This is a genomic window from Streptomyces sp. NPDC042201 (assembly GCF_055582185.1).
In genome coordinates, this window is record NZ_JBVJDS010000013.1 from 1 (window position 1) to 22,610 (window position 22,610).

The 22,610-nt window shown below is 69.7% G+C and carries 21 protein-coding genes and 1 riboswitch; of the genes, 16 read left to right on the forward strand and 5 right to left on the reverse strand.

All coding sequences use genetic code 11. From position 1 onward, the window contains the following. Positions 1 to 224: 224 nt before the first annotated feature. The 10 genes from ACZ6MZ_RS27595 (at position 225) to ACZ6MZ_RS27640 (ending at position 10,218) form a co-directional block, all read left to right on the forward strand. Positions 225 to 833: a CDP-alcohol phosphatidyltransferase family protein gene (locus ACZ6MZ_RS27595; protein WP_384337622.1), complete on the forward strand. Its 609-nt coding sequence runs from the start codon at positions 225 to 227 to the stop codon at positions 831 to 833. A 112-nt stretch (positions 834 to 945) separates the two neighbouring features. After that, positions 946 to 3,441 carry a sugar phosphate nucleotidyltransferase gene (locus ACZ6MZ_RS27600; protein WP_384192768.1) on the forward strand — a complete coding sequence of 832 codons (2,496 nt, stop codon included), beginning with the start codon at positions 946 to 948 and terminating at the stop codon, positions 3,439 to 3,441. 121 nt (positions 3,442 to 3,562) lie between these two features. Next, positions 3,563 to 4,492 (forward strand): DUF881 domain-containing protein, encoded by a 930-nt coding sequence (locus ACZ6MZ_RS27605; RefSeq protein WP_469354990.1) that lies wholly within the window; start codon positions 3,563 to 3,565, stop codon positions 4,490 to 4,492. Then, positions 4,489 to 4,821, forward strand: a complete 333-nt coding sequence (locus ACZ6MZ_RS27610) for a small basic family protein (RefSeq protein WP_003970459.1) — start codon at positions 4,489 to 4,491, stop codon at positions 4,819 to 4,821. The genes ACZ6MZ_RS27605 and ACZ6MZ_RS27610 overlap by 4 nt, the downstream gene beginning before the upstream one ends. 5 nt (positions 4,822 to 4,826) lie before the next feature. Beyond that, on the forward strand, positions 4,827 to 5,615 hold the full coding sequence (locus tag ACZ6MZ_RS27615; protein WP_384337626.1) for a DUF881 domain-containing protein: 789 nt from the start codon (positions 4,827 to 4,829) through the stop codon (positions 5,613 to 5,615). Positions 5,616 to 5,685: 70 nt separating this feature from the next. Then, a complete protein-coding gene (locus ACZ6MZ_RS27620) occupies positions 5,686 to 6,648 on the forward strand; it encodes an FHA domain-containing protein (RefSeq protein ID WP_389792507.1) in 963 nt (320 codons plus the stop codon). A 17-nt stretch (positions 6,649 to 6,665) separates the two neighbouring features. After that, the gene (gene ftsR, locus ACZ6MZ_RS27625; RefSeq protein ID WP_389792505.1) at positions 6,666 to 7,403 is read left to right on the forward strand and encodes a transcriptional regulator FtsR; all 738 of its coding nucleotides are present in this window, start codon (positions 6,666 to 6,668) and stop codon (positions 7,401 to 7,403) included. A gap of 53 nt (positions 7,404 to 7,456) precedes the next feature. Next, positions 7,457 to 7,930 (forward strand): bifunctional nuclease family protein, encoded by a 474-nt coding sequence (locus ACZ6MZ_RS27630; protein ID WP_006123076.1) that lies wholly within the window; start codon positions 7,457 to 7,459, stop codon positions 7,928 to 7,930. A gap of 180 nt (positions 7,931 to 8,110) precedes the next feature. Beyond that, complete coding sequence (locus tag ACZ6MZ_RS27635) at positions 8,111 to 8,680, forward strand: MerR family transcriptional regulator (protein ID WP_384192757.1); 570 nt, start codon at positions 8,111 to 8,113, stop codon at positions 8,678 to 8,680. Positions 8,681 to 8,769: 89 nt separating this feature from the next. Further along, positions 8,770 to 10,218 carry a DNA polymerase IV gene (locus ACZ6MZ_RS27640; RefSeq protein ID WP_389792503.1) on the forward strand — a complete coding sequence of 483 codons (1,449 nt, stop codon included), beginning with the start codon at positions 8,770 to 8,772 and terminating at the stop codon, positions 10,216 to 10,218. On the opposite strand, the gene ACZ6MZ_RS27645 is transcribed toward ACZ6MZ_RS27640, so the two are convergent. Then, entirely contained in the window at positions 10,182 to 10,580 is a 399-nt protein-coding gene (locus ACZ6MZ_RS27645) for a PRC-barrel domain-containing protein (protein WP_384192753.1), read from the reverse strand. The two genes, ACZ6MZ_RS27640 and ACZ6MZ_RS27645, sit on opposite strands and share 37 nt — an antisense overlap. 113 nt (positions 10,581 to 10,693) lie before the next feature. After that, positions 10,694 to 10,792, forward strand: a riboswitch (glycine riboswitch). 177 nt (positions 10,793 to 10,969) lie between these two features. Between ACZ6MZ_RS27645 and gcvP the strand changes: the two genes are divergently transcribed. Beyond that, positions 10,970 to 13,855, forward strand: coding sequence for an aminomethyl-transferring glycine dehydrogenase (gcvP, locus tag ACZ6MZ_RS27650; RefSeq protein WP_389792501.1), 2,886 nt, complete (start codon positions 10,970 to 10,972; stop codon positions 13,853 to 13,855). A gap of 103 nt (positions 13,856 to 13,958) precedes the next feature. Here the strand turns inward: gcvP and ACZ6MZ_RS27655 are convergent, their stop codons facing one another. Beyond that, positions 13,959 to 14,165, reverse strand: coding sequence for a DUF5999 family protein (locus tag ACZ6MZ_RS27655; protein ID WP_384192747.1), 207 nt, complete (start codon positions 14,163 to 14,165; stop codon positions 13,959 to 13,961). 312 nt (positions 14,166 to 14,477) lie between these two features. Then, positions 14,478 to 15,065: a hypothetical protein gene (locus tag ACZ6MZ_RS27660; RefSeq protein WP_384192744.1), complete on the reverse strand. Its 588-nt coding sequence runs from the start codon at positions 15,063 to 15,065 to the stop codon at positions 14,478 to 14,480. Between the two features lie 496 nt (positions 15,066 to 15,561). Between ACZ6MZ_RS27660 and ACZ6MZ_RS27665 the strand changes: the two genes are divergently transcribed. Both ACZ6MZ_RS27665 and ACZ6MZ_RS27670 read left to right on the forward strand, forming a co-directional pair. Next, a complete protein-coding gene (locus tag ACZ6MZ_RS27665; protein ID WP_389792497.1) occupies positions 15,562 to 17,115 on the forward strand; it encodes a glutamate-cysteine ligase family protein in 1,554 nt (517 codons plus the stop codon). Positions 17,116 to 17,224: 109 nt separating this feature from the next. Beyond that, positions 17,225 to 18,046 (forward strand): CPBP family intramembrane glutamic endopeptidase, encoded by an 822-nt coding sequence (locus ACZ6MZ_RS27670; RefSeq protein ID WP_389792495.1) that lies wholly within the window; start codon positions 17,225 to 17,227, stop codon positions 18,044 to 18,046. 73 nt (positions 18,047 to 18,119) lie between these two features. Here the strand turns inward: ACZ6MZ_RS27670 and ACZ6MZ_RS27675 are convergent, their stop codons facing one another. Both ACZ6MZ_RS27675 and ACZ6MZ_RS27680 read right to left on the reverse strand, forming a co-directional pair. After that, positions 18,120 to 18,941, reverse strand: coding sequence for a PhzF family phenazine biosynthesis protein (locus ACZ6MZ_RS27675; protein WP_469354992.1), 822 nt, complete (start codon positions 18,939 to 18,941; stop codon positions 18,120 to 18,122). A gap of 195 nt (positions 18,942 to 19,136) precedes the next feature. Next, positions 19,137 to 19,901 (reverse strand): SDR family NAD(P)-dependent oxidoreductase, encoded by a 765-nt coding sequence (locus tag ACZ6MZ_RS27680; RefSeq protein ID WP_469354993.1) that lies wholly within the window; start codon positions 19,899 to 19,901, stop codon positions 19,137 to 19,139. A 233-nt stretch (positions 19,902 to 20,134) separates the two neighbouring features. On the opposite strand from ACZ6MZ_RS27680, the gene ACZ6MZ_RS27685 reads away from it, so the two are divergent. The 3 genes from ACZ6MZ_RS27685 (at position 20,135) to ACZ6MZ_RS27695 (ending at position 22,538) form a co-directional block, all read left to right on the forward strand. Further along, entirely contained in the window at positions 20,135 to 20,740 is a 606-nt protein-coding gene (locus ACZ6MZ_RS27685; protein ID WP_384192734.1) for a PadR family transcriptional regulator, read from the forward strand. Between the two features lie 216 nt (positions 20,741 to 20,956). Further along, positions 20,957 to 21,511, forward strand: coding sequence for a peptidase (locus ACZ6MZ_RS27690; protein ID WP_469354995.1), 555 nt, complete (start codon positions 20,957 to 20,959; stop codon positions 21,509 to 21,511). Between the two features lie 37 nt (positions 21,512 to 21,548). Continuing rightward, positions 21,549 to 22,538, forward strand: a complete 990-nt coding sequence (locus ACZ6MZ_RS27695; RefSeq protein ID WP_469354996.1) for an EamA family transporter — start codon at positions 21,549 to 21,551, stop codon at positions 22,536 to 22,538. Positions 22,539 to 22,610 lie beyond the last annotated feature (72 nt).

Sequence of the window (22,610 nt, forward strand, 5' to 3'; positions counted from 1 at the left end):
TACTGCAGGGGGGACCCTGTGGGAGAGTAGGACGCCGCCGAACAACCTTTGTGGGAATGCCCCGCACCGTATGGTGCGGGGCATTTCTGCGTTCACGACCATTTTCATTGGCCCGGTTTCAAGACCGTTTCAGGGATGTCCGGTTACCCCCTTGCACTCGCCGGCCGAGGCTGAGGGTAAGGTCAGGAGGCATCGTTGGCACGTTCCACACAGGAGGCCCCCGGGTGGAGGTCCAGGAGACTCGCGTTCAGACGGACCGGGTGCTCACCATCCCCAACATCCTCAGCATGGCTCGCCTCGTCGGTGTGCCGCTCTTCCTGTGGCTGATCCTCCGCCCCGAGTTCGGAGGACCCAAGAGCGACGGCTGGGCATTGCTGGTGCTGATGCTGAGCGGTGTCAGCGACTATCTCGACGGAAAGCTCGCTCGCCGGTGGAACCAGATCAGCAGCCTGGGACGGCTCCTGGACCCCGCCGCCGACCGGCTGTACATCCTTTCCACCCTGGTCGGGCTCACCTGGCGAGAGATCTTGCCCCTCTGGCTCACCGCGGCGCTATTGGCGCGAGAGTTGATGCTTCTGGTGATGGTGGGAATCCTTCGCCGGCACGGCTATCCGCCTCCCCAGGTGAACTTCCTGGGGAAGGCGGCTACCTTCAACTTGATGTACGCCTTCCCGCTCCTGCTCCTCAGTGACGGGAACGGATGGCTTGCGTCACTCGCCGAAGTTTTCGGATGGGCGTTCGCCGGATGGGGTACAACCCTGTATTGGTGGGCAGGGATCCTGTATGTGGTCCAGGTCCGCCGGCTCGTCAAGGCGGACAACGCGGCCGATTGAGCTCGTCGAAGTGGTGCCGTGCAGAGTCGCCGGCCCGCGCCTGACGCCATGAGGCCTCTGTCCAGACGGGTGAAGTCGGCGAGTCCGTCTCTTCAAGGAGGACGCTTCCGACATGAAGGCCGTCGTGATGGCTGGTGGCGAAGGAACTCGACTTCGCCCCATGACCTCGAGCATGCCCAAGCCGCTCCTGCCGGTGGTGAATCGGCCGATCATGGAGCATGTGCTGCGGTTGCTCAAGCGTCATGGGCTCAGCGAGACCGTCGTAACCGTGCAATTCCTCGCCTCCCTCGTCAAGAACTACTTCGGCGACGGTGAAGAGCTCGGTATGGAGCTCACCTACGCCAACGAGGAGAAGCCGCTCGGCACCGCCGGGAGCGTCAAGAATGCCGAAGAGGCCCTGAAGGACGATGCCTTCCTCGTCATTTCCGGAGACGCTCTCACCGACTTCGACCTGACCGACCTCATCGCCTTCCACAAGGAGAAGGGCGCACTGGTGACGGTGTGCCTGACCCGGGTGCCGAATCCGCTGGAATTCGGCATCACGATCGTGGACGAAGAGGGAAAGGTCGAACGCTTCCTGGAGAAGCCCACCTGGGGCCAGGTCTTCTCGGACACCGTGAATACGGGCATCTATGTCATGGAGCCCGAGGTCTTCGACTACGTCGAGGCCGATGTCTCCGTCGACTGGTCCGGCGATGTCTTCCCTCAGCTGATGAAGGAAGGCAAGCCCATTTACGGCTATATCGCCGAGGGCTACTGGGAGGACGTCGGCACGCACGAGAGCTATGTGAAGGCCCAGGCCGATGTTCTCGAGGGCAAAGTCGATGTGGACATCGACGGCTTCGAGATCTCTCCCGGCGTATGGGTGGCCGAAGGCGCCGAGGTCGACCCCGACGCGGTGCTGCGCGGTCCGCTGTACATCGGTGACTACGCCAAGGTCGAAGCCGACGTGGAGCTCCGCGAGCACACCGTCGTCGGGTCCAACGTCGTCATCAAGACCGGTGCGTTCCTCCACCGGGCGGTCGTCCACGACAACGTCTATATCGGGCAGCACAGCAATCTGCGTGGCTGCGTGATCGGTAAGAACACCGACATCATGCGAGCGGCCCGGATCGAGGACGGCGCGGTCATCGGCGACGAGTGCCTCGTCGGCGAGGAATCGATCATCCAGGGCAATGTGCGGGTCTACCCGTTCAAGACCATCGAGGCGGGCGCGTTCGTCAACACCTCGGTGATCTGGGAGTCCAGGGGGCAGGCGAATCTCTTCGGAGCCCGCGGAGTCTCCGGCATCCTGAACGTCGAGATCACACCGGAAGTCGTGGTGCGGCTGGCCGGAGCGTACGCCACCACCCTGAAGAAGGGGTCCACGGTCACCACGGCGCGTGATCACTCACGTGGCGCGCGTGCCCTCAAACGGGCCGTGATCTCCTCGCTGCAGTCCAGCGCCATCGACGTGCGGGACCTGGAGAACGTACCGCTGCCGGTCGCCCGTCAGCAGACCGCCCGGGGCAGCGCCGGCGGCATCATGATCCGTACGTCGCCGGGCGTGCCCGACTCGGTGGACATCATGTTCTTCGACGAGCGGGGAGCGGACCTGTCGCAGGCCGGTCAGCGCAAGCTGGACCGGGTGTACGCACGCCAGGAGTACCGTCGCGCGTTCCCCGGGGAGATCGGGGACCTTCACTTCCCCGCCAGCGTCTTCGACTCGTACACCGGCTCGTTGCTCCGCAATGTCGACACCTCGGGGATCGCCGAGGCCGGGCTCAAGGTCGTGGTCGACGCGTCCAACGGCAGCGCCGGCCTGGTGCTGCCCAGCCTGCTGGGCCGGCTCGGTGTCGACGCGCTGACCATCAATCCCGGTCTCGACGAGGCGCGGCCGACCGAGACGGCCGAGTCGCGCCGCTCCGGTCTGGTCAGGCTCGGGGAGATCGTCGCCTCGGCGCGTGCCGCGTTCGGGGTGCGGTTCGACCCCGTCGGTGAGCGGCTGTCGCTCGTCGACGAACGAGGGCGGATCATCGAGGACGACCGGGCCCTGCTGGTGCTGCTGGATCTGGTCGCGGCCGAGCGGCGCAGCGGGCGGGTGGCACTGCCCGTGACGACCACCAGGATCGCCGAGCAGGTCGCCGCGTACCACGGGACTCAGGTGGAGTGGACGACCACGTCACCCGACGATCTGACCCGGGTGGGCCGCGAGGAGACCACGATCTTCGGTGGTGACGGGCGTGGCGCCTTCATCGTGCCGGAGTTCAGCAGTGTCCTCGACGGTACGGCGGCCTTTGTGCGGCTGCTCGGGCTTGTGGCGCGTACACAGCTCACGCTGAGCCAGATCGACGCCCGTATTCCGCGTGCGCATGTGCTGCGGCGGGACCTGGCGACCCCCTGGGCCGTCAAGGGTCTGGTGATGCGCACCGTCGTGGAGGCGGCGGGCGACCGGCAGGTGGACACGACCGACGGCGTACGGGTGGTCGAGGCCGACGGGCGCTGGGTCATGGTGCTGCCCGACCCCTCCGAGGCCGTCACTCATCTGTGGGCGGAAGGCCCCGACGACGCGTCGGCGCAGGCGCTGCTGGACGAGTGGTCGTCCGTCGTGGACAGCGCAGGCCACTAGGGCAGGTTCAGGGCAGGTCAGCCAGGTGGGACCGGTGTGCCGGGCGGTGTCTTCGTACGCCGTCCGGCGCACCGGTGGGGCCATTCGGCGGTAGCGCGTGCGACGTGCGACGATGTGCGGCATGTCGCAGCAGCCCCCCATTCGGAGTACCGCTTCTCCACCCGCGCGCCCCGATGCTTCGATGTCGCTGCTGACGAATGTGATGGACCACAGCCTCGACGAAGGCTATGCGGAGGCGGCGGCCCGCAGGGACGCCGAGGAGGGCGGACTGCCGCGCACACTCCGGGCGAAGCTCGGGCTCGCGGCGGGTCTGGTGCTGGCCGCCATGGTGGTCACCGTCGGTGCGGCCCAGGCGCGGATCTCGGCGCCGGTCGTGGCCAAGGAGCGCGAGGAGCTCATCGACCGGATCAACGACGAGACCTCGGCGGCGGACGCGCTGGAACAGACGGTCGAGAAACTCCGTGGTGAGGTCGGCGAGCGGCAGCGCGCGGCGCTGCGCTCCCTCGGCGGCGATCAGGGCGCACGGGTCGCGCTGGTCGCCGGTGCCACGGCGGTGCACGGTCCCGGTGTGAAGCTCGTGGTCGATGACGCCAAAGACACCCAATCGGGCGGCGGCGGGCCGCGGGAGAGCAGCGGCTTCTCCGACAAGGGCCGGGTACGCGACCGGGACATGCAGCTGGTCGTCAACGGCCTGTGGGAATCGGGCGCGGAAGCCATCGCCATCAACGGACAGCGGCTGACCTCACTGTCCGCGATCCGGGCCGCGGGCGACGCCATATTGGTCGACAACAGGCCGCTGGTGCCGCCGTACACGGTGCTCGCGGTGGGGGACGGGAAAAAGCTGAGCACCACATTCGAGAACAGTGCCGACGGCCAGTATCTGCATTCGCTGCAGGAGAGCTTCGGTATCCGCACCAGCATCTCCGACCAGGAAGAGGTGCGTCTGCCTGCCGCGCCGAGCCTGATCGTACGTACCGCAGAGCCGCAGGCCGCCGACGCCGGGAAGAGCAACGGGCAGGGCACGGCCGACACCGGGAAGGGCACATCGTGATCGCCGTACTGGGCCTCGTCGTGGGAGTCGTGGTCGGGCTATTGGTCCGGCCCGAGGTGCCGGCGGTGGTCGAGCCCTATCTCCCGATCGCCGTCGTCGCCGCTCTGGACGCGGTCTTCGGTGGCCTGCGGGCCATGCTCGACGGGATCTTCGTCGACAAGGTGTTCGTGGTCTCCTTCCTGTCGAACGTCGTCGTGGCCGCGCTCATCGTCTTCCTGGGCGACAAGCTGGGCGTGGGCGCCCAGCTGTCCACCGGCGTGGTCGTCGTGCTGGGTATCCGGATCTTCTCCAACGCTGCCGCGATCCGGCGGCACGTGTTCCGGGCGTGAGGCCGATGAGCAGCGAAGAGACCCCCAGGAACGAGGGATCCGCGGACACTGCGCCGGCCGCCGAGCCGCAACAGCTGACCGGTCGTCAGCGGTTGGCGGCGGGGCTGTGGCCGCCGCGTGTCACCCGGGCTCAACTCATCGTCGCCGTCCTGCTGTTCGTGCTCGGGCTCGGGCTCGCCATCCAGGTCAGGTCGAACAATGACGACAGCGCGCTGCGGGGCGCCCGTCAGGAGGACCTGGTGCGCATCCTCGACGAGCTCGACGACCGCACTCAGCGGCTGGAGGACGAGAAGCAGCGTCTCGTGAACCAGCGCACCGAGCTGGAGACCAGCTCGGACCAGGCCGAGGAGGCCCGTAAGCAGACGATGGAGAAGGAACAGCAGCTGGGCATCCTGGCCGGCACGGTCGCCGCTCAGGGGCCCGGCATCACCCTCACCATCAACGACCCGAGCGGCACGGTCGAGCCGGACATGCTGCTCGACGCCCTCCAGGAGCTGCGGGCCGCGGGCGCCGAGGCGATTCAGGTCAATGACATGCGGGTGATCGCGGATACTTACTTCTCGGGTACGGGAGGTGACGTACAGGTGGACGGCAAGGCGGTGACGGCGCCGTACCGCTTCAAGGTCATCGGCAAGCCGCAGGATCTCGAGCCCGCTCTCAACATTCCGGGCGGCGTGGTGCAGACGCTGGAGAAGGAGCAGGCCACAGCCACGGTGACCCGGGCTGAGAAGATCACCGTGGACGCCTTGCGACCGGCGCAGCGGCCTGACTACGCTCGGTCGTCATCGCCGTGAGCCGGCGGTGCATGGCAGCTGCCGGACGCGGGCATGAGGTTGCGGGGGGTCGGCGCACGAACAGCGTGGTGTGTGGTGGAAACTGTCCGGTGGATACGGACGTTGTCAAGATGTCCGGGTCGGCAGGTGTGTTCATTCAGGGTTCGTCCTGCCCCACGGGCGGGTCTGTATCGGTCAAGGGGAATCGCCCGTGAAGTTGTTTGCGAAGTTGTTCGGCAAGAGCGCACGCGAGGACGGCGGCTCCGCTCGCCATCGCGCGGCGCGCCAGGGCCAGAGCGAGGAGCCGGGCGGCGAGCGCCCGCTCTTCCGTGACGAGGTGGGTGGTCAGGGTGGCGCCGCACCCGAGGGGCGGGGCGCGTCGTCTGTTGACCCTGCCGGTCCCGGCCGCATAGGTTTCGGGGAGTCATCAGCCTCAGGTACGGGTGGAGGGTTTTCCTCGGACCCGTACGCATCCGATGCCCCCACGGGGCAGTCGCGGCAGGAGGACCCCGCCATGTCGGCCTTGCCGGTTTGCACGAGGTGCGGACACCGAAACGCCGAGGCCAGTCGGTTCTGCTCCAACTGTGGTGCGCCGCTGCGGCCCGGGGTGCCCGCGGAGCGCGCTTCGGAGACGACCTCGACGATCTCCATCTCCGGCCTCGAAGCGTACGACTCCGAAGTGACCGGTCAGACGGCGCTTCCGTCGCTCTCTCCGGAGGCGCAGGCCGCCGTCGACGCCCTGCCACTGGGCTCGGCGCTCCTGGTGGTGCGCCGCGGTCCGAATTCGGGCAGCCGCTTCCTGCTGGACAGCGAGCTGACCACGGCCGGCCGTCACCCCCAGAGCGACATCTTCCTCGACGACGTGACCGTGTCGCGCCGCCATGTGGAGTTCCGCAGGGGCGCCGACGGTCACTTCACCGTCTCGGACGTGGGCAGCCTCAACGGCACGTACGTCAACCGTGAGCGGATCGATTCGGTCCTGCTGGCGAACGGCGACGAGGTCCAGATCGGAAAGTACCGGCTGGTCTTCTACGGGAGCCAGCGGGGCGTGTGACCCCTCAGGGAAGGTCCATGCTGCGAACACCGTCGGGCGGTGCCGGTCACGGCACCGCCCCCACGGGCGACCCGCTGGTCAGCATCGGCGCGGTGCTGAGCCGGCTGCGGGACGAGTTTCCCGAGGTCACCATCTCCAAGATCCGTTTTCTGGAGGCGGAGGGGCTGGTCGAGCCGCGCAGAACCGCCTCCGGCTACCGCAAGTTCAGCTCCGAGGACGTCGAGCGGCTGGCCCGCGTGCTGCGGATGCAGCGCGATCACTATCTTCCGCTGAAGGTCATCAGAGAGCATCTGGACGCCCAGGGACGCGGCGAGCGCGTTCAGCTGCCCGGCCCGCAGCGGGAGCCGCTGGGCGGCGCCTGGGAGGCCGGGAGCGAGGTTCCGACCGCGGCGAGGATCGGCCGCGAGGAGCTGCTCGCCGCCGCCGAGGTCGCCGAGAGCCGGCTCGACGAGTGGGAGTCGTACGGCCTCATCGGTCCGCTGCCGGACGGTGGATACGACCCGGAGTCGGTCACTGTGGCGAAACTCATCGCGGATCTGGGGAGATTCGGCCTGGAGCCCCGGCATCTGCGAGCCATGAAGGCGGCCGCCGAGCGTGAGGCGGGGCTGGTCGAGCAGGTGGTGGCGCCGCTGCGGCGGCACCGTAATCCGCAGACCAGGGCCCATGCCGAGGCGACCACGAATGAACTCGCCGCGCTCTCCGTACGGCTGCACGCGGCGCTGGTGCGGACGGCTCTCGGGGTCCGGCAGCACTGATCATGGGGATGTCCGACTACCCAAACCGGCCGGGCACGTCCTAGGGTTGCTGTGTGAACGAGCTCGACGTTGTGGGTGTCCGGGTGGAAATGCCCTCCAACCAACCGATCGTGCTCCTGCGTGAAGTGGGAGGCGACCGGTACCTCCCCATCTGGATCGGACCGGGGGAGGCTACCGCTATTGCCTTCGCCCAGCAGGGCATGGCCCCGGCCCGGCCGCTGACGCACGACCTCTTCAAGGACGTCCTTGAGGCGGTGGGCCAGGAGCTCACCGAGGTCCGCATCACGGATCTGCGTGAAGGGGTCTTCTATGCGGAGCTGGTCTTCGCCAGCGGGGTCGAGGTGAGCGCCAGGCCGTCCGACGCCATAGCGCTGGCGCTGCGCACGGGTACGCCGATCTACGGCAGTGACGGGGTTCTGGACGATGCCGGCATCGCCATCCCGGACGAGCAGGAGGACGAGGTGGAGAAGTTCCGCGAGTTCCTCGACCAGATCTCTCCGGAGGACTTCGGAACCAACAGCCAGTGAGCGGCCGGTGAGCGCTGCACCGGGCTTTTGTCAGCGCATTCGAGCAGCCCTTCCCCGAAAGCGGGCACGGGAAACCACACTCAGGGTGATTATCACTCGGCGTGGCGAGTGTGGCGATCGTTGACGCACCCCGGGTGACTGCCTACCTTCGACAGGGCAGGTCAAGGACGGAGGGTCGGCGTGAGAAGCAGCGGCGACGGTACGGCGGCGGGCGGGCCGTATCCGCTTCACGGCAGTGCGGCCGACCCCGGTGTCGAGACCGTCGGATACCGGGGCCCGACCGCGTGCGCGGCGGCGGGCATCACCTACCGCCAGTTGGACTACTGGGCGCGTACGGGGCTGGTCGAGCCGAGCGTGCGCTCTGCGTACGGCTCCGGCACCCAGCGGCTCTACAGCTTCCGGGATGTTGTCGTCCTGAAGATCGTGAAGCGGTTCCTGGATACCGGGGTCGCTCTGCAGAACATCAGGGCGGCGGTCCAGCATCTGCGGGCCCGGGGTTTCCAGGATCTTGAGCGGATGACGCTCATGAGCGACGGCGCGACGGTCTACGAATGCTCCTCGCCCGACGAGGTCGTGGACCTCCTCCAGGGCGGCCAGGGCATCTTCGGGATCGCGGTCGGCGTGGTGTGGCGGGATGTCGAGGCCGCGCTGTCGCAGCTCCACGGGGAGCGGATCGACACCGGCGAGACGCTGATCGGCAACAATCCCGCCGACGAACTGGCCCGGCGGCGCCGGGACCGCGCCGTCTGACCCCTCCGCCGGCCCTTCCGGCCCCTCCGGGCGCTGTCCCGCGCCGCTCCTGCGGCCGATTGTCAGTGGTGTGAGGGAGCATCGGTGGGGTGAGATCCGCGCCGACGATCCTGCATCTGGACATGGATGCCTTCTTCGCCGCCGCCGAGCAGGCGGCGAAGCCGAGTCTGCGCGGAAAGCCGGTGGTGGTCGGCGGTCTGGGTCCGCGCGGGGTGGTCTCGACGGCCTCGTACGAGGCGAGACGGTTCGGGGTGCATTCGGCGATGCCGATGGGCCAGGCGAGACGGCTCGCTCCGAACGCCGCCTACCTCGTACCCCGCTTCTCCGTCTACCGCGCGATCAGCGAGCAGGTGATGGAGCTGCTGGGGCGGCTCTCCCCGCTGGTGGAGCCGCTCAGCCTGGACGAGGCCTTCGTGGACCTGGAGGCGGGCGGCTCCGCGCATGACTCGGCTTCCGCGCGGGCGGCGGGCGAGCGGCTGCGCCGGGACATCAGGGCGGTCACCGGCCTCACCGGTTCCGTCGGGCTCGCGGGGTCCAAGATGCTGGCGAAGATCGGCTCGGAGCAGGCCAAGCCGGACGGTCTGGTGCTCATCGAGCCCGGCACGGAGCGCGAGCTGCTGGGGCCGATGTCCGCGCGGATCCTGCCCGGGGTGGGGCCGGCTACCGGAGAGCATCTGAGACGGGCCGGGATGACCACCGTCGCCGAACTGGCCGGGGCGGGTGAGGACGAGCTCGTACGGCTGCTGGGGAAGGCGCACGGTGCCTCGCTGTACCGGATGGCGCGCGGGCACGACGACCGGCCCGTGGTGTCGGACCGCGATGCCAAGTCCGTGTCGGTCGAGGACACCTTCGATGTCGATCTGCACGACCGGGCCCGGGTGAGGACGGAGGTGGACCGGCTCGCCGACCGGTGCGTCGAGCGGCTGCGGGCGGCCGGGCGCTCGGGACGGACGGTCGTGCTCAAGGTCCGGCGGTACGACTTCTCCACGCTGACCCGTTCGGAGACGCTCCGCGGTCCCACGGACGACCCGGGAGTGGTGCGGGAGGCGGCGGGGCGGCTGCTGGAGTCGGTGGACACCATGGGCGGGGTGCGGCTGCTGGGGGTGGGGGTGACGGGGCTCGCGGACTTCACCCAGGAGGATCTCTTCGCCCAGGCCGCGGCCGACGAGTCCGCCCGTCACGGGCCCGTCGTCGCGCCTGAGCCGGCCGACGACCGGGCCGCCGAGGGCGGCCCGGAGCGGGAGGCCGAACGGGCGGCCGAGCAGGAGCCCGGGAGCGCGCCGGCGGTGGCGTCGGAGGCGCCCGCCGAGCGGCGCTTCCCGGCCGGACATGATGTGCGCCACACCGAGTTCGGAGCGGGCTGGGTACAGGGCAGCGGGCTGCGGAGGGTCACCGTACGGTTCGAGGAGCCGGGGTCCGAGCCGGGGCGGGTGCGGACGTTCTGGGTCGACGATCCGGATCTGGAGCTGTCCGACCCGCTGCCTCTGGTACCGGCGGCGGATCAGTCGTCCTGGCCGGCCAGCCGTCCGAAGTTGTGATCGGAGTCACGCTCGGAGAGGGACGCGGCCCCCTCCGGCGGCTCGGGCTCGGGAAGGGTGAGTCCGTAGTGGTGGTAGAGCTGGAGCTCCTGCTCGGGGGAGAGATGGCGGCCCACGCCGAAGTCGGGGGCATCCCTGATGAGGGCGCGCTCGAACGGGACCTGCAGTGCGTTGTTCGTCAGCGTGCTGGGTGCGAGAGGGACGAAGGCATCGCGGCTGAAGATCCCGGTGCGGACGGCCGCCCACTCCGGGATCCCGGTGGCGTCGTCGAGATACACCTCGTCCACCGTGCCGAGCTTGTGGCCATGTCGGTCGAATGCCTTGCGGCCGATCAGGCTGCGCGGATCGATATCGGTCTCCACGGTCCCTCCAACTGGTCGCAACTGCTGGTAAATACTACAAAAGTGCAGATATGAGACGTCGGCCACTCGAAAGTTGTCCGCAAGACCTCGCTGGTAGGCTGGCGAACGGCTGCTGACCCCGTGCGGGAGAGTCCTCCGGTGAGAACAACCGGGGGCGCCGAAGGAGCAAATCCTCCCCGGAATCTCTCAGGCCCCCGTACCGCGCGGACGAGGTCACTCTGGAAAGCAGGGCGGGCGTCGGACGGCATCCGCTCTCACCGACGGTGAAAGCCGGGCCGCCTCGTGGCGGGCCGGTGAAGCTCTCAGGTCGAGATGACAGAGGGGGAGGCCGTCCGGGCACCCGCGTCTTGGTGCCCCTCGCAGGTCGTGTCAGACCAGGAGGCCTCCGCATGACCCCCAACCGCATTCCGCTCGCACAGCTGGAGCGAGGGATCCCCTTCGAGCAGCGCCACATCGGGCCCGACGCGGCGGCGCAGGCGAAGATGCTCGCGCAGGTCGGATACGGCTCGCTCGACGAGCTGACCGCCGCCGCGGTGCCGGACGTGATCAAGAGCGCCGAGGCCCTGCGGCTTCCCGGCGCCCGTACCGAAGCCGAGGTCCTGGCCGAGCTGCGGTCCCTCGCGGACCGCAACCAGGTGCTGGCGCCGATGATCGGTCTCGGGTACTACGGCACGTTCACCCCTCCGGTGATCCTGCGCAACGTCATGGAGAACCCGGCGTGGTACACCGCGTACACGCCGTACCAGCCGGAGATCTCCCAGGGCCGTCTCGAGGCGCTGCTCAACTTCCAGACCGTCGTGGCCGAGCTGACCGGCCTGCCGACCTCGGGCGCCTCCCTGCTGGACGAGGGCACGGCGGCGGCGGAGGCGATGGCGCTGTCGCGCCGCGTCGGCAAGGTCAAGGACGGTGTCTTCCTGGTCGACTCCGACGCCCTGCCGCAGACCGTCGCCGTGATCAGGACCCGCGCCGAGCCGACCGGCGTCGAGGTCGTCGTCGCGGACCTGAGCGAGGGCATCCCCGCCGAGGTGGCCGAGCGCGGTGTCTTCGGTGTGCTGATCCAGTACCCGGGCGCCTCCGGGGCCGTCCGGGACATCAGGCCCGTCGTCGAGCGGGCGCACCAGCTGGGCGCGATCGTCACGGTCGCCGCCGACCTGCTCGCGCTGACGCTCCTCACCTCGCCCGGTGAGCTGGGCGCGGACATCGCGGTCGGCACCACGCAGCGCTTCGGGGTGCCGATGGGCTTCGGCGGACCGCACGCCGGCTTCATGGCCGTACGCGACAGGTTCGCGCGCAGCCTGCCGGGCCGGCTCGTCGGGGTCTCCGTGGACGCCGACGGCAACAAGGCGTACCGGCTGGCGCTCCAGACCCGTGAGCAGCACATCCGCCGCGAGAAGGCCACCAGCAACATCTGTACCGCGCAGGTGCTGTTGGCCGTCATGGCCGGGATGTACGCCGTCTACCACGGCCCCGAGGGGCTGCGCGGCATCGCGCGGCGCACCCACCGGTACGCGACGCTGCTCGCCGAGGGCCTGCGTGCGGGCGGTGTCGAGGTCGTCCACGGCGCGTACTTCGACACGCTGACCGTGCGGGTTCCCGGCAGGGCCGCCGGGGTGGTCGCCGCCGCCCGCGAGGGCGGGGTCAACCTCCATCTCGTGGACGGCGACCATGTCTCCCTCGCCTGTGACGAGACCACCGGACGCGCCCAGCTGGCCGCCGTGTGGACCGCCTTCGACGTCGAGTGCGACATCGAGGCGCTGGACGCGGTGGTGGCCGAGGCGCTGCCCGAGGCCCTGCTGCGGACCGGCGAGTACCTGACGCATCCCGTCTTCCACCAGTACCGCTCCGAGACCGCGATGCTGCGTTATCTGCGCAAGCTCGCCGACCGTGACTACGCGCTGGACCGGGGCATGATCCCGCTCGGCTCGTGCACCATGAAGCTGAACGCGACCACCGAGATGGAGCCGGTCACCTGGCCCGAGTTCGGCGCGCTGCACCCCTTCGCCCCGGCCGACCAGGCACAGGGCTATCTGACGCTGATCAGGGAGCTGGAGGAGCAGCTCGCCGAGGTCACCGGCTACGACGCGGTGTCCCTCCAGCCGAACGCCGGTTCGCAGGGCGAGCTGGCCGGTCTGCTGGCCGTGCGCGCCTACCACCGGGCCAACGGCGACACGCGGCGCACCGTCTGCCTCATCCCGTCCTCCGCGCACGGCACGAACGCCGCGAGCGCGGTGATGGCCGGGATGAAGGTCGTCGTCGTCAAGACCCGCGAGGACGGCGACGTCGACGTCGAGGACCTGCACGCCAAGATCGAGCAGTACCGCGAGGAACTGTCCGTCCTGATGGTCACCTACCCGTCCACGCACGGCGTGTTCGAGGAGCACATCGGTGACATCTGCGCGGCCGTGCACGACGCGGGCGGCCAGGTGTACGTGGACGGCGCGAACCTCAACGCGCTGGTGGGGCTGGCCCGGCCGGGCAAGTTCGGCTCGGACGTGTCCCATCTGAATCTGCACAAGACGTTCTGCATCCCGCACGGCGGCGGTGGCCCCGGCGTCGGTCCTGTCGGGGTGCGGGCGCACCTCGCCCCGTACCTGCCCAACCACCCGCTCCAGCCCGCCGCCGGCCCCGCGACGGGCGTCGGCCCGATCTCGGCGGCGCCGTGGGGCTCGGCCGGCATCCTGCCGATCTCCTGGGCGTATGTCCGGCTGATGGGCGGCGAGGGCCTCAAGCGGGCGACACAGGTCGCCGTGCTGGCCGCCAACTACATCGCCAAGCGCCTTGAGCCGCACTACCCGGTGCTCTACACCGGTCCGAACGGACTGGTGGCCCACGAGTGCATCGTGGATCTGCGGCCGCTGTCCAAGGCCACGGGCGTCAGCGTCGACGACATCGCGAAGCGGTTGATCGACTACGGCTTCCACGCGCCGACGATGTCCTTCCCGGTGGCGGGCACGCTGATGATCGAGCCCACCGAGAGCGAGGACCTGAACGAGATCGATCGTTTCTGCGAGACGATGATCGCGATTCGTACGGAGATCGAGAAGGTCGCGTCGGGCGAGTGGCCCGCCGACGACAACCCGCTGCGCAACGCCCCGCACACGGCGGCCGCGTTGGGCGGGGAGTGGGAGCACGCGTACAGCCGCGCCGAGGCGGTCTTCCCGGCCGGTGTCTCGGCCGCGGACAAGTACTGGCCGCCGGTGCGCCGTATCGACGGCGCGTTCGGCGACCGCAATCTGGTCTGCTCCTGCCCGCCGTTGGACGCCTACGACCACTGACGCGGGCCGGGGAACGCCTCGGCGCACACGTCGGGGCCGGTGCGGAGGGAGGTCTCCGGGCCGGCCCCAGTCAGAACAACGGCAACAAGCGCGCCGGAACGCATCAGGCCGCTGTCACCACCTGTTCGGTGCGCAGCGGCCGGTGCGGGGCGATGATCTTTCCGTCCGGCAGCAGTTCGCCGGTGTCCTCGAAGATCAGGACGCCGTTGCACAGCAGACTCCAGCCCTGTTCAGGGTGGTGTGCCATCAGTCGGGCGGCATCGCGGTCGGCGGAGTCGGCTGTCGGGCAGGCGGGTTGATGCTGGCACATGGGTGGGTTCTTTCGCTGTGTCGTGGCGGGTGTCCTGGGCCTCGATGTGGTCAAGGTCGCCCCCCGGTTATGTTTGGTCCAGTCCTAGTGTTGCCCTACGGACGGCAATCCGCAGGTATTTCGCGGCAGCTCTTCCTTCTGCACTAGGACGTGTCACCCAGCCGGACGGTTCAGTTCAACTTCTCTGTCTCTTCGGGTGGTTCGGGGTGGCCGGACCGGACTAGTCCGGATGGGCAGAACTGTGCCCCGCGACCACGGGGGCCGCGGGGCACAGGCGGAGTGGGGCAGGACCGACGAGTCGCCGCGGGCGGTTCAGGCCGGGGTGCGCAGGAGTGGCGCCGGGGCGAGCCGCAGTCCGATCATCGGCAGCAGCTCCGTGACGCGGTGCGGACGGTGGGCGGCGATGCCGGGCGGGGCCGGCGCGAGGGGCACCAGGACATCATCCGGTGCGGGCGAGCCGGTGGAGGCGTCGGCCTCCGTGTCCCCGTGCAGCCAGAGCGTGAGCATGTAGAGCTCGGGCACCGACAGCAGCCGGGGCTGGTACGAGGTCCCCAGGGTCTCCGCCTGGCGTACCGCCCGCTCCGTCGCGGTGATGTACGGGCCCTCGAAGAAGCGCGAGAAGGTCCAGCCGTCCGCGGTGAGCATCGTGTCGGCGGCGGCCACGGCGCGGTCGCCGCTGCGGATCAGGAAACGCCAGCCGACCAGCCGGGTGCGCGGCGTGCGGCCGGCCGGGGTGACCTGGTCGAGCACATGAAGAGGAAGCGGGAGTTCGGGGCTCAGCGGTCCCTGGACGGACTGCAGAGCGGGGGTGCGGGCATCGCGCACGGCGGTGGGGGAACCGAGTGCCGCGAGAACGCTGCGCAGGGCGGGCGCGGGGGCCGGTGGGACATGCAGCGGCATGGTGGGTTGCCTCTCACTCAGGAGACAGGGTGATGCGTGAAATGGAGCCGGGGCGGGTGCGGACGTCGCTGTCAGCGTGCGGGGTCAGAGGTGGGCTCAGGGCTGTACGCCGGACGCCGACTCTCTGCCTCGTAGGCGGAGTTTATACGACACGTGTTCACACCATGTTTCTTCTAGCGGTCATGGATATTGCAGGCAAGGCACTATTAGGTCCATCTCCTGCGGAGTTTATGTTGATAAACCGTGAACGCAGGCGTCTGGCCTGGGGCGATTCGTCCGGCGGGGACGGCCGAAACTCGTCGGCGTTTTTCGCGCCGGTCGGGCAGTGGTAACAGAGGACCACGCCATGCCAAAGGAATGTGCCGCACGACCGTTGGGGCCACTGTAGCGGGCACGGGGTGCCCGTGGGACGTTACGGATCAGCCAGTCTGGGCATTATCGATCGTGACGCGAGCGGCCGATGCCGTTGGCTGCCCACTCGAGGAGGGACACTTCGATGGGGGAGAAGGTCGAGTCAGGCGCTTCAGGCCTGTCCGATCGGCAGAAGTACCGCAGGAAGCTGCAGCAGTGCCTCGCGGTGCTGGAGCGACTCCTGGCGGAGGACAGGTTCGACCGGCCCAGGAACCTGATGGGTCTGGAGATCGAACTGAATCTGGCGGGCTCCGACGGGATGCCCCGCATGATGAATGCGGAGGTGCTGAACCGCATCGCGAGCGGTGATTTCCAGACCGAACTCGGAATGTTCAACCTGGAAGTGAATGTCGCGCCGCACCGGCTGAGCGGCCGGGTGCTCGATCAGCTCGCGGAGGAACTGCGCACCGGCCTCGGATATGCGCACCGCAAAGCGAGCGAGGTCGACGCCGGGATCGTGATGATCGGAATTCTGCCGACGCTCGGCCGGCATCACGTGGTGCCCGCGAATCTCTCGGACGTCGACCGCTACACGCTGCTCAACGAGCAGATGGTCGCGGCCAGGGGCGAGGATTTCACCCTGGACATCGAGGGCGTGGAGCGGCTCAGGTGTACGTCGTCGTCCATCACTCCGGAAGCGGCCTGCACCTCCGTACAACTGCATCTCCAGGTCACCCCGGACCGCTTCGCGGATGTGTGGAACGCGGCCCAGGCGGTGGCATCCGTGCAGGTGGCACTGGGTGCCAACGCGCCCTTCCTGTTCGGCAGGGAACTGTGGCGGGAGTCCAGGCCGCCGCTCTTCGAGCAGGCGACCGACACCCGGCCGCCGGAGCTGAAGGCGCAGGGGGTGCGCCCCCGGACCTGGTTCGGCGAGCGCTGGATCGACTCCGCGTACGACCTGTTCGAGGAGAATCTGCGCTACTTCCCGCCGCTGCTGCCGATCTGCGACGACGAGGATCCGCTGCGGATGCTCGACGCCGGCGAGATGCCCAGCCTCCAGGAGCTGGTGCTGCACAACGGCACGGTCTACCGATGGAACCGGCCGGTGTACGAGGTCACCGACGGCGTACCGCATCTGCGGGTGGAGAACCGCGTCCTGCCCGCGGGCCCCACGGTCACCGATGTGATCGCCAACGTCGCCTTCTACTACGGCCTGGTGCGCGCGCTCGCCGAGGACGCGCGGCCGGTCTGGCGGAGGCTGCCCTTCGCCGAGGCCGCCGAGAACTTCGAGATCGCCTGCCGTCATGGCATCGATGCCGAACTGCGCTGGCCGCGGCCGGGGCGGGCCGCCGGGATCACCACGGTGCCGGTGGTGAAGCTCGTACGTGACGAGCTGCTGCCGCTCGCCGCGGCCGGACTCGACGCGTGGAATGTCGAGCCCGCGGACCGCGACTTCTATCTCGGGGTGATCGAGCAGCGGTGCAACCGGCGGGTGAACGGGGCCTCGTGGCAGGTGGACACCTTCCACCGGGCGCTGGAGGCCGGCCTGGAACGGGACGCGGCGCTCGCGGCCACCACGCGTCGCTACTGCGAGCTGATGCACCAGGGCGAGCCGGTGCACACCTGGCCGGTGGGGTTCCCCGCGCGGTCCGCCGGAGGCAGGGCCGCCGGAGACCGGTCCGCCGGAGGTCCGGGATGAGGTGTGCCGTACGGGCTGAGCGCTGACGGTCCGACGGCGGACCGAGGGGGCCCGCCCGCGCCCATCGTGTACACGTGGGGCAAGCTGTGACGTCCCATGGCGGTGGGGGATGAGGCGACTGGAGGCAGGTGTGCAGGCGGAGGCGGGCCGGGAGGCCGGTTCTTTTCCTCAGGAGGCCCTCTCACGGAGGACCCTGCGGTCCGAGACGGTGATCGTGCTGGCGCTCTCGCTGGGCGCGAGTGGCGTATCGGCGCTGATCAGTTTTGTCGGTTCGCTGACGAAGCCCGGGGCGCTGAGTGACCAGGCGGCCACGCTCAACTCGTCGGCGGCTCCCGGGCGGCCCTGGCTCGATCTCGCCTGGCAGCTGTTCGGCATCAGCGCCGCCCTGGTGCCGGTCGCGCTCGTGGCGCATCTTCTGCTGAGGGAAGGCAGTGGGATGCGCGACCTCGGCTTCGACGGCCGGCGGCCCTGGCCGGACCTGGGCCGCGGAACGCTGGTGGCGGCCGGCATCGGAAGTGCCGGGCTCGCGTTCTATCTGGTGGCGCAGGCGGTCGGATTCAATCTGACGGTGGTGCCGGAATCGCTGCCCGACGTGTGGTGGAAGTTCCCGGTGCTGATCCTCTCGGCGGTGCAGAACTCCGTCCTGGAGGAGGTCATCGTCGTCGGGTATCTGCTGCGCAGGCTCGGACAGCTGGGGTGGACACCGATGGCCGCCCTGGTGGCCAGCTCCGTGCTGCGAGGCTCGTACCACCTGTACCAGGGGATCGGCGGCTTCCTCGGCAACATGGTGATGGGTGTGGTGTTCGTGCTCCTGTACCGGCGCTGGGGCCGGGTCGGCCCGCTGGTGGCGGCGCACGCGCTGCTCGACATCGGTGCGTTCGTCGGATACGCGCTGCTGGCGGGCAAAGTGGACTGGCTGCCCACGGGGTAGTCGCCGCACGACAGCATCGAGGGGCGTACGGAAGTGTCCGTACGCCCCTCAGCGCTGTCGGCGCGCGCCGCTGTCAGGGCGAGGTGAGCAGCTCCCCGTCGATGACCGTCACCGCCCGGCCGGTGAGCAGGGTCCGCTCGCCGCGCAGCGAGGTCCGGACGAGCCCGGTGCGGGCGGAGACCTGGAGGCCGGTCAGCTCGGTACGGCCCAGCCTCGCGGACCAGAACGGGGCGAGCGCGGTGTGCGCGCTGCCGGTCACCGGGTCCTCGTCGATCCCGACCCCGGGGAAGAAGCCCCGCGAGACGAAGTCGTAGCCGCGGCCCGGGTCCTCGGCGGCCGCGGTGACGATGATGCCGCGCCGGGAGAGGGCGGCGAGTGAGGCGAAGTCGGGTGCGAGGCCCCGTACGGTCCGCTCGTCGGCCAGTTCGACCAGCAGATCGCCGATGTGCTCCGAGGTGTCGTGCACCGAGACCGGATCGGCCCCCAGCGCCGCCTGAACCCCGTCCGGGATCGTCAGCGGGGTCAGCGTGGACGTCGGGAAGTCGAGGGTGAGCGTGCCGTCCTCGCACGCGGTGGCACCGAGGATTCCCGGGCGGGCCGCGAAGCGCAGGGGCCCGCTCGCCCGCCCCGTCGAGTGCAGCACATGAGCGGTGGCCAGCGTGGCGTGGCCGCACATGTCCACCTCGGTGGCCGGGGTGAACCAGCGCAGCGCCCAGTCGGCCTCGCCGCCGGGCGGCAGGGGATGGGCGAAGGCCGTCTCCGAGAGGTTCACCTCCGTCGCCACCTGCTGGAGCCAGGTGTCGTCGGGGAAGCCCCCGGAGTCCAGGAGCAGCACCCCGGCGGGGTTGCCGGCGAAGGGGCGGTCGGTGAAGGCGTCGACGATTCGAATCCGCATGGCCCGAGCGTAGGAGAGCCACGAAGCCGCAGACCAAGGCCAATCCAGGACCGGCGGCCCGGATTCGACCACGGGGGCAGGGCCGACGTCGGTCTTGGCGCGGGCCAGACACCTTCCTGGTGCGCAGCTCACGGGTCGGGGCGGCCGCACCGAAACCGCCTGCCCCCTGGGCGCTCTCGGGGGCGGTGCCATGCGTCAGCCGGCGATGACGGCGGCGGTGGTGCGGCCGCCGTCGACATCGAGCACGATGCCGTGCACGAATGAGGACTCGTCACCGGCCAGGTACACGGCGGCGTTCGCGATGGCATCGGGGGTGCCCATCTGTCCGGCGGGCGTGCCCTTCATCATGATCTCGGCGGGATGGACCTCTCCGGGGGCGGCCGTCTGGACCACGCCAGGGGAGATCGCGTTCACCCGAACGCCCCGCGGCCCGAACTCCGCTGCCCAGGCTCGGGTCAGCGTCTCCATGGCTCCCTTGGTGGAGCTGTAGAGGGCGCCGATCGGAATGCCCAGTCGCGCGATCCAGGAGCCCAGGTTGATGATCACTCCGCCGCCGGCCTCCACCATGGCGGGTGCGACGGCCGCGGTCAGGAAGAACGGGGCCTTCACGTTGACCGCGTAGACCCGGTCGAAGGTCCTCTCGTCCGTGGCCGCCGTGGTATCGCCGGGGTAGATGCCGGCGTTGTTGACCAGGACGTCGATACGGCCGCCGAGAACCCGCGCCGCTTCCTCGGCCAAGGCCTGCGAGGCGGCGGCACTTCCGTCCAGATCGGCCCGCACGAAGTCGGCGCGCCCGCCGCGTGCGCGGATCCCCTCGACGACCTCCTTGCCGCGCTCGGCGCTGCGGCCCGAGACGACGACGTACGCCCCCTCGGCGGCGAAAGCCTCCGCGATGGCCCGCCCGATGTTGCTGGTCGCTCCGGTCACCAGGGCGGTCCGGCCCTCAAGTCGCATTGACATGGTCCACTCCGTTGCTCGGTTCTGCACCGCGAACCCGAACGGCCGGACCGCGTGCCGCGGTCGACCGGACAGGGCCCTGGAAAGCCAGGGCGCAGTGCCACTGTGCGACAACGAAAATGGACCCGCAAGTCCAAAAATGGCGGTCCTGGGTCGGACCAGGGTGTTTGTCAAACGATGGGTTCCGATATATCGTTGACGCATCGCGACAGATCAACGATGAGAGGAGCGTAGCGATGCGTTCACATGGACATGAGCACGGACCGGGTTCCGGTCACTGCGGGCCGGGCCATCACGGCCGGGGCGACTTCGAGGGGCGACGCGGGGCTTTCGGGCCGTTCGGTCCCCCCTTTGGCGGACCCTTCGGTGGTGGCGGCAGGGGTCGCGGTGGCGGCCGGGGCAGGGCACGCCGCGGTGACGTGCGCGCCTCGATCCTGGCGCTGCTGAAGGACCGGCCGATGCACGGCTACGAGATGATCCAGGAGATCGGCGAGCGCAGCGGCGGGGCCTGGAAGCCCAGCCCCGGCTCGGTCTACCCGACGCTCCAGCTGCTCGAGGACGAGGGGCTGATCACCAGCCGGAGCGAGGGCGGCAAGAAGCTGTTCACGCTCACCGAGACCGGGCGTACGGAAGCGGAATCGGGGCCCGAGGCGCCGTGGGAAGAGGCCGGTCGCGGAATCGACTGGGACACCATGAACGAGATCCGTCAGGCCGGCTTCGGGCTGATGGAGGCGTTCGGGCAGGTCTGGAAGACCGGCACGTCCGAGCAGCGGCAGAAGGCCCTCGCGGTCATCAACGAAGCGCGCAAGAAGCTCTATCTGATCCTCGCCGATGAGGACTGACCCTCACCGGAAGGACACGAAACGGCCCCGCGGCCATCGCCGCGGGGCCCTTTCGCGTCCCGGGAAGGCAAGGAGGCGCGCGCGCCTCGGGGGAGAAGGGGGGTGATCTCATTCGTAAGGAGGAGAACCCGTCCAGATGTGCCCAACTCCGGTGGGACGGCAAGATGCTTCCCACCGGTGATGCCACAGGCAGGGCGGGGCTGATGGGGTGGGAGGGTGCAAAGCCCTCTCCCGCGGGTGCCCGAACAGCCCGCCGCGACCCCCGCCGATTCCGTACCGCGCCGCGCCGAAATCGAAGCCCGGCTCACCACGGAGCTGGCTTCGGTCGTCGCGGGCGCACGCCGAAGGGCACACCGCGACGGTGACGCGCAGATCGACACGGCGCATCTGCTGCACTCGCTGCTGGAAACGGACCCCGAGGTGCGGGCCGCGTTCGACAGCGGCGCCCAGGTGGCCCGGGTGCTCGGCTACCTCGTCCAGCGCAGCATCGGCTACGGCCTGCGCTGGCAGGGGACGGTGGAGGACTCCGGGGCCGTTCCCCTGGTGCGGAAGCAAGCCGTGACCGGCTGGTCCCCGCCGGCCGTCGCCGCCATGGGGCACGCGCTGAACCGTGCGGCGGTACGGGGCGAACCGCGGGCCGGCGGACCGGATCTGCTCGCCGCGCTCGCCGCCGACCGGGTCTGCCGCGCGGTCGAGGTGCTGGAGCGCGCCGGGGTGGACACCCGGTCGCTGGCCGGGCGGCTGTCCGCCGCATCTCGACAGGCGTCATGAGGATGACGCTCCTGACGCCAGCTGTCATGATGACGCCATGCACGCGTCTCAGCGGAGGAGCGCCGGCCTGGGACTCGCCCTGGCGTCGGCGTTCGCGTTCGGCGGTTCCGGAGTCGCGGCCAAGCCACTGATCGAAGCAGGCCTCGACCCGCTCCATGTGGTCTGGCTGCGGGTCACCGGCGCCGCCCTGGTCATGCTCCCGGTGGCCTGGCGCCACCGCGCGCTGGTGCGCCGGAAGCCCGCGCTGCTCGCCGGGTTCGGCCTGCTCGCCGTCGCGGGCGTCCAGGCCTGCTACTTCGCCGCGATCTCCCGTATCCCCGTCGGGGTCGCGCTGCTCATCGAATATCTCGCCCCGGCGCTCGTCCTGCTCTGGGTCCGCTTCGTCCAGCGCCGGCCCGTCACCCGCGCCGCCGCGGTCGGGGTCGTCCTGGCGGTGGGCGGTCTCGCCTGTGTGGTCGAGGTCTGGGCCGGAGTGGGTTTCGACCCGGTCGGAGTACTGCTCGCGCTCGCCGCGGCCTGCTGCCAGGTCGGCTATTTCGTCCTGTCCGACCAGGGCGGCGACGCGGACGACGCGGCCGACCCGCTGGGGGTGATCGCGTACGGCCTGCTCGTCGGCGCCGTCGTACTGACCGTCGCCGCCCGTCCCTGGGGAATGGACTGGTCCCTGCTCGGCGGGAGCGCCGACCTGGGCGGCACACAGGTGGCCGCTGGACTGCTGCTCGGCTGGATCGTTTTGATCGCGACCGTGCTCGCCTACGTGACCGGAGTGATCTCCGTACGCAAGCTCTCCCCGCAGGTGGCGGGCGTGGTCGCCTGTCTGGAGGCGGTCATCGCGACCGTACTGGCCTGGGTGCTGCTGCGCGAGCATCTCTCGGCGCCGCAGATCCTCGGCGGCGCGGTGGTGCTCATCGGTGCCTTCATCGCGCAGTCCTCCACACCGAAGGCGCCCTCAGGGCCGGTGGCCGGCGGCCTGGGGGACGAGGCCGCCGGAACGGCGCGGTTGTCCGCCGACCGCACCACCACCTAGGGTGCTGATCATGCATTTGACCGTACTGCCGCCTCCCGCCGCTTAGCGCGGGCGGCCATCCGCTGACGAAGA

Coding starts and splice junctions, on each gene's coding strand:
- ACZ6MZ_RS27600 (WP_384192768.1), top strand. CDS start 946: ATGAAGGCCGTCGTGATGGCTGGTGGCGAAGGAACTCGACTTCGCCCC.
- ACZ6MZ_RS27605 (WP_469354990.1), top strand. CDS start 3,563: ATGTCGCAGCAGCCCCCCATTCGGAGTACCGCTTCTCCACCCGCGCGC.
- ACZ6MZ_RS27615 (WP_384337626.1), top strand. CDS start 4,827: ATGAGCAGCGAAGAGACCCCCAGGAACGAGGGATCCGCGGACACTGCG.
- ftsR (WP_389792505.1), top strand. CDS start 6,666: ATGCTGCGAACACCGTCGGGCGGTGCCGGTCACGGCACCGCCCCCACG.
- gcvP (WP_389792501.1), top strand. CDS start 10,970: ATGACCCCCAACCGCATTCCGCTCGCACAGCTGGAGCGAGGGATCCCC.
- ACZ6MZ_RS27655 (WP_384192747.1), bottom strand. CDS start 14,165: ATGTGCCAGCATCAACCCGCCTGCCCGACAGCCGACTCCGCCGACCGC.
- ACZ6MZ_RS27660 (WP_384192744.1), bottom strand. CDS start 15,065: ATGCCGCTGCATGTCCCACCGGCCCCCGCGCCCGCCCTGCGCAGCGTT.
- ACZ6MZ_RS27665 (WP_389792497.1), top strand. CDS start 15,562: ATGGGGGAGAAGGTCGAGTCAGGCGCTTCAGGCCTGTCCGATCGGCAG.
- ACZ6MZ_RS27670 (WP_389792495.1), top strand. CDS start 17,225: ATGAGGCGACTGGAGGCAGGTGTGCAGGCGGAGGCGGGCCGGGAGGCC.
- ACZ6MZ_RS27675 (WP_469354992.1), bottom strand. CDS start 18,941: ATGCGGATTCGAATCGTCGACGCCTTCACCGACCGCCCCTTCGCCGGC.
- ACZ6MZ_RS27680 (WP_469354993.1), bottom strand. CDS start 19,901: ATGTCAATGCGACTTGAGGGCCGGACCGCCCTGGTGACCGGAGCGACC.
- ACZ6MZ_RS27685 (WP_384192734.1), top strand. CDS start 20,135: ATGCGTTCACATGGACATGAGCACGGACCGGGTTCCGGTCACTGCGGG.
- ACZ6MZ_RS27695 (WP_469354996.1), top strand. CDS start 21,549: ATGCACGCGTCTCAGCGGAGGAGCGCCGGCCTGGGACTCGCCCTGGCG.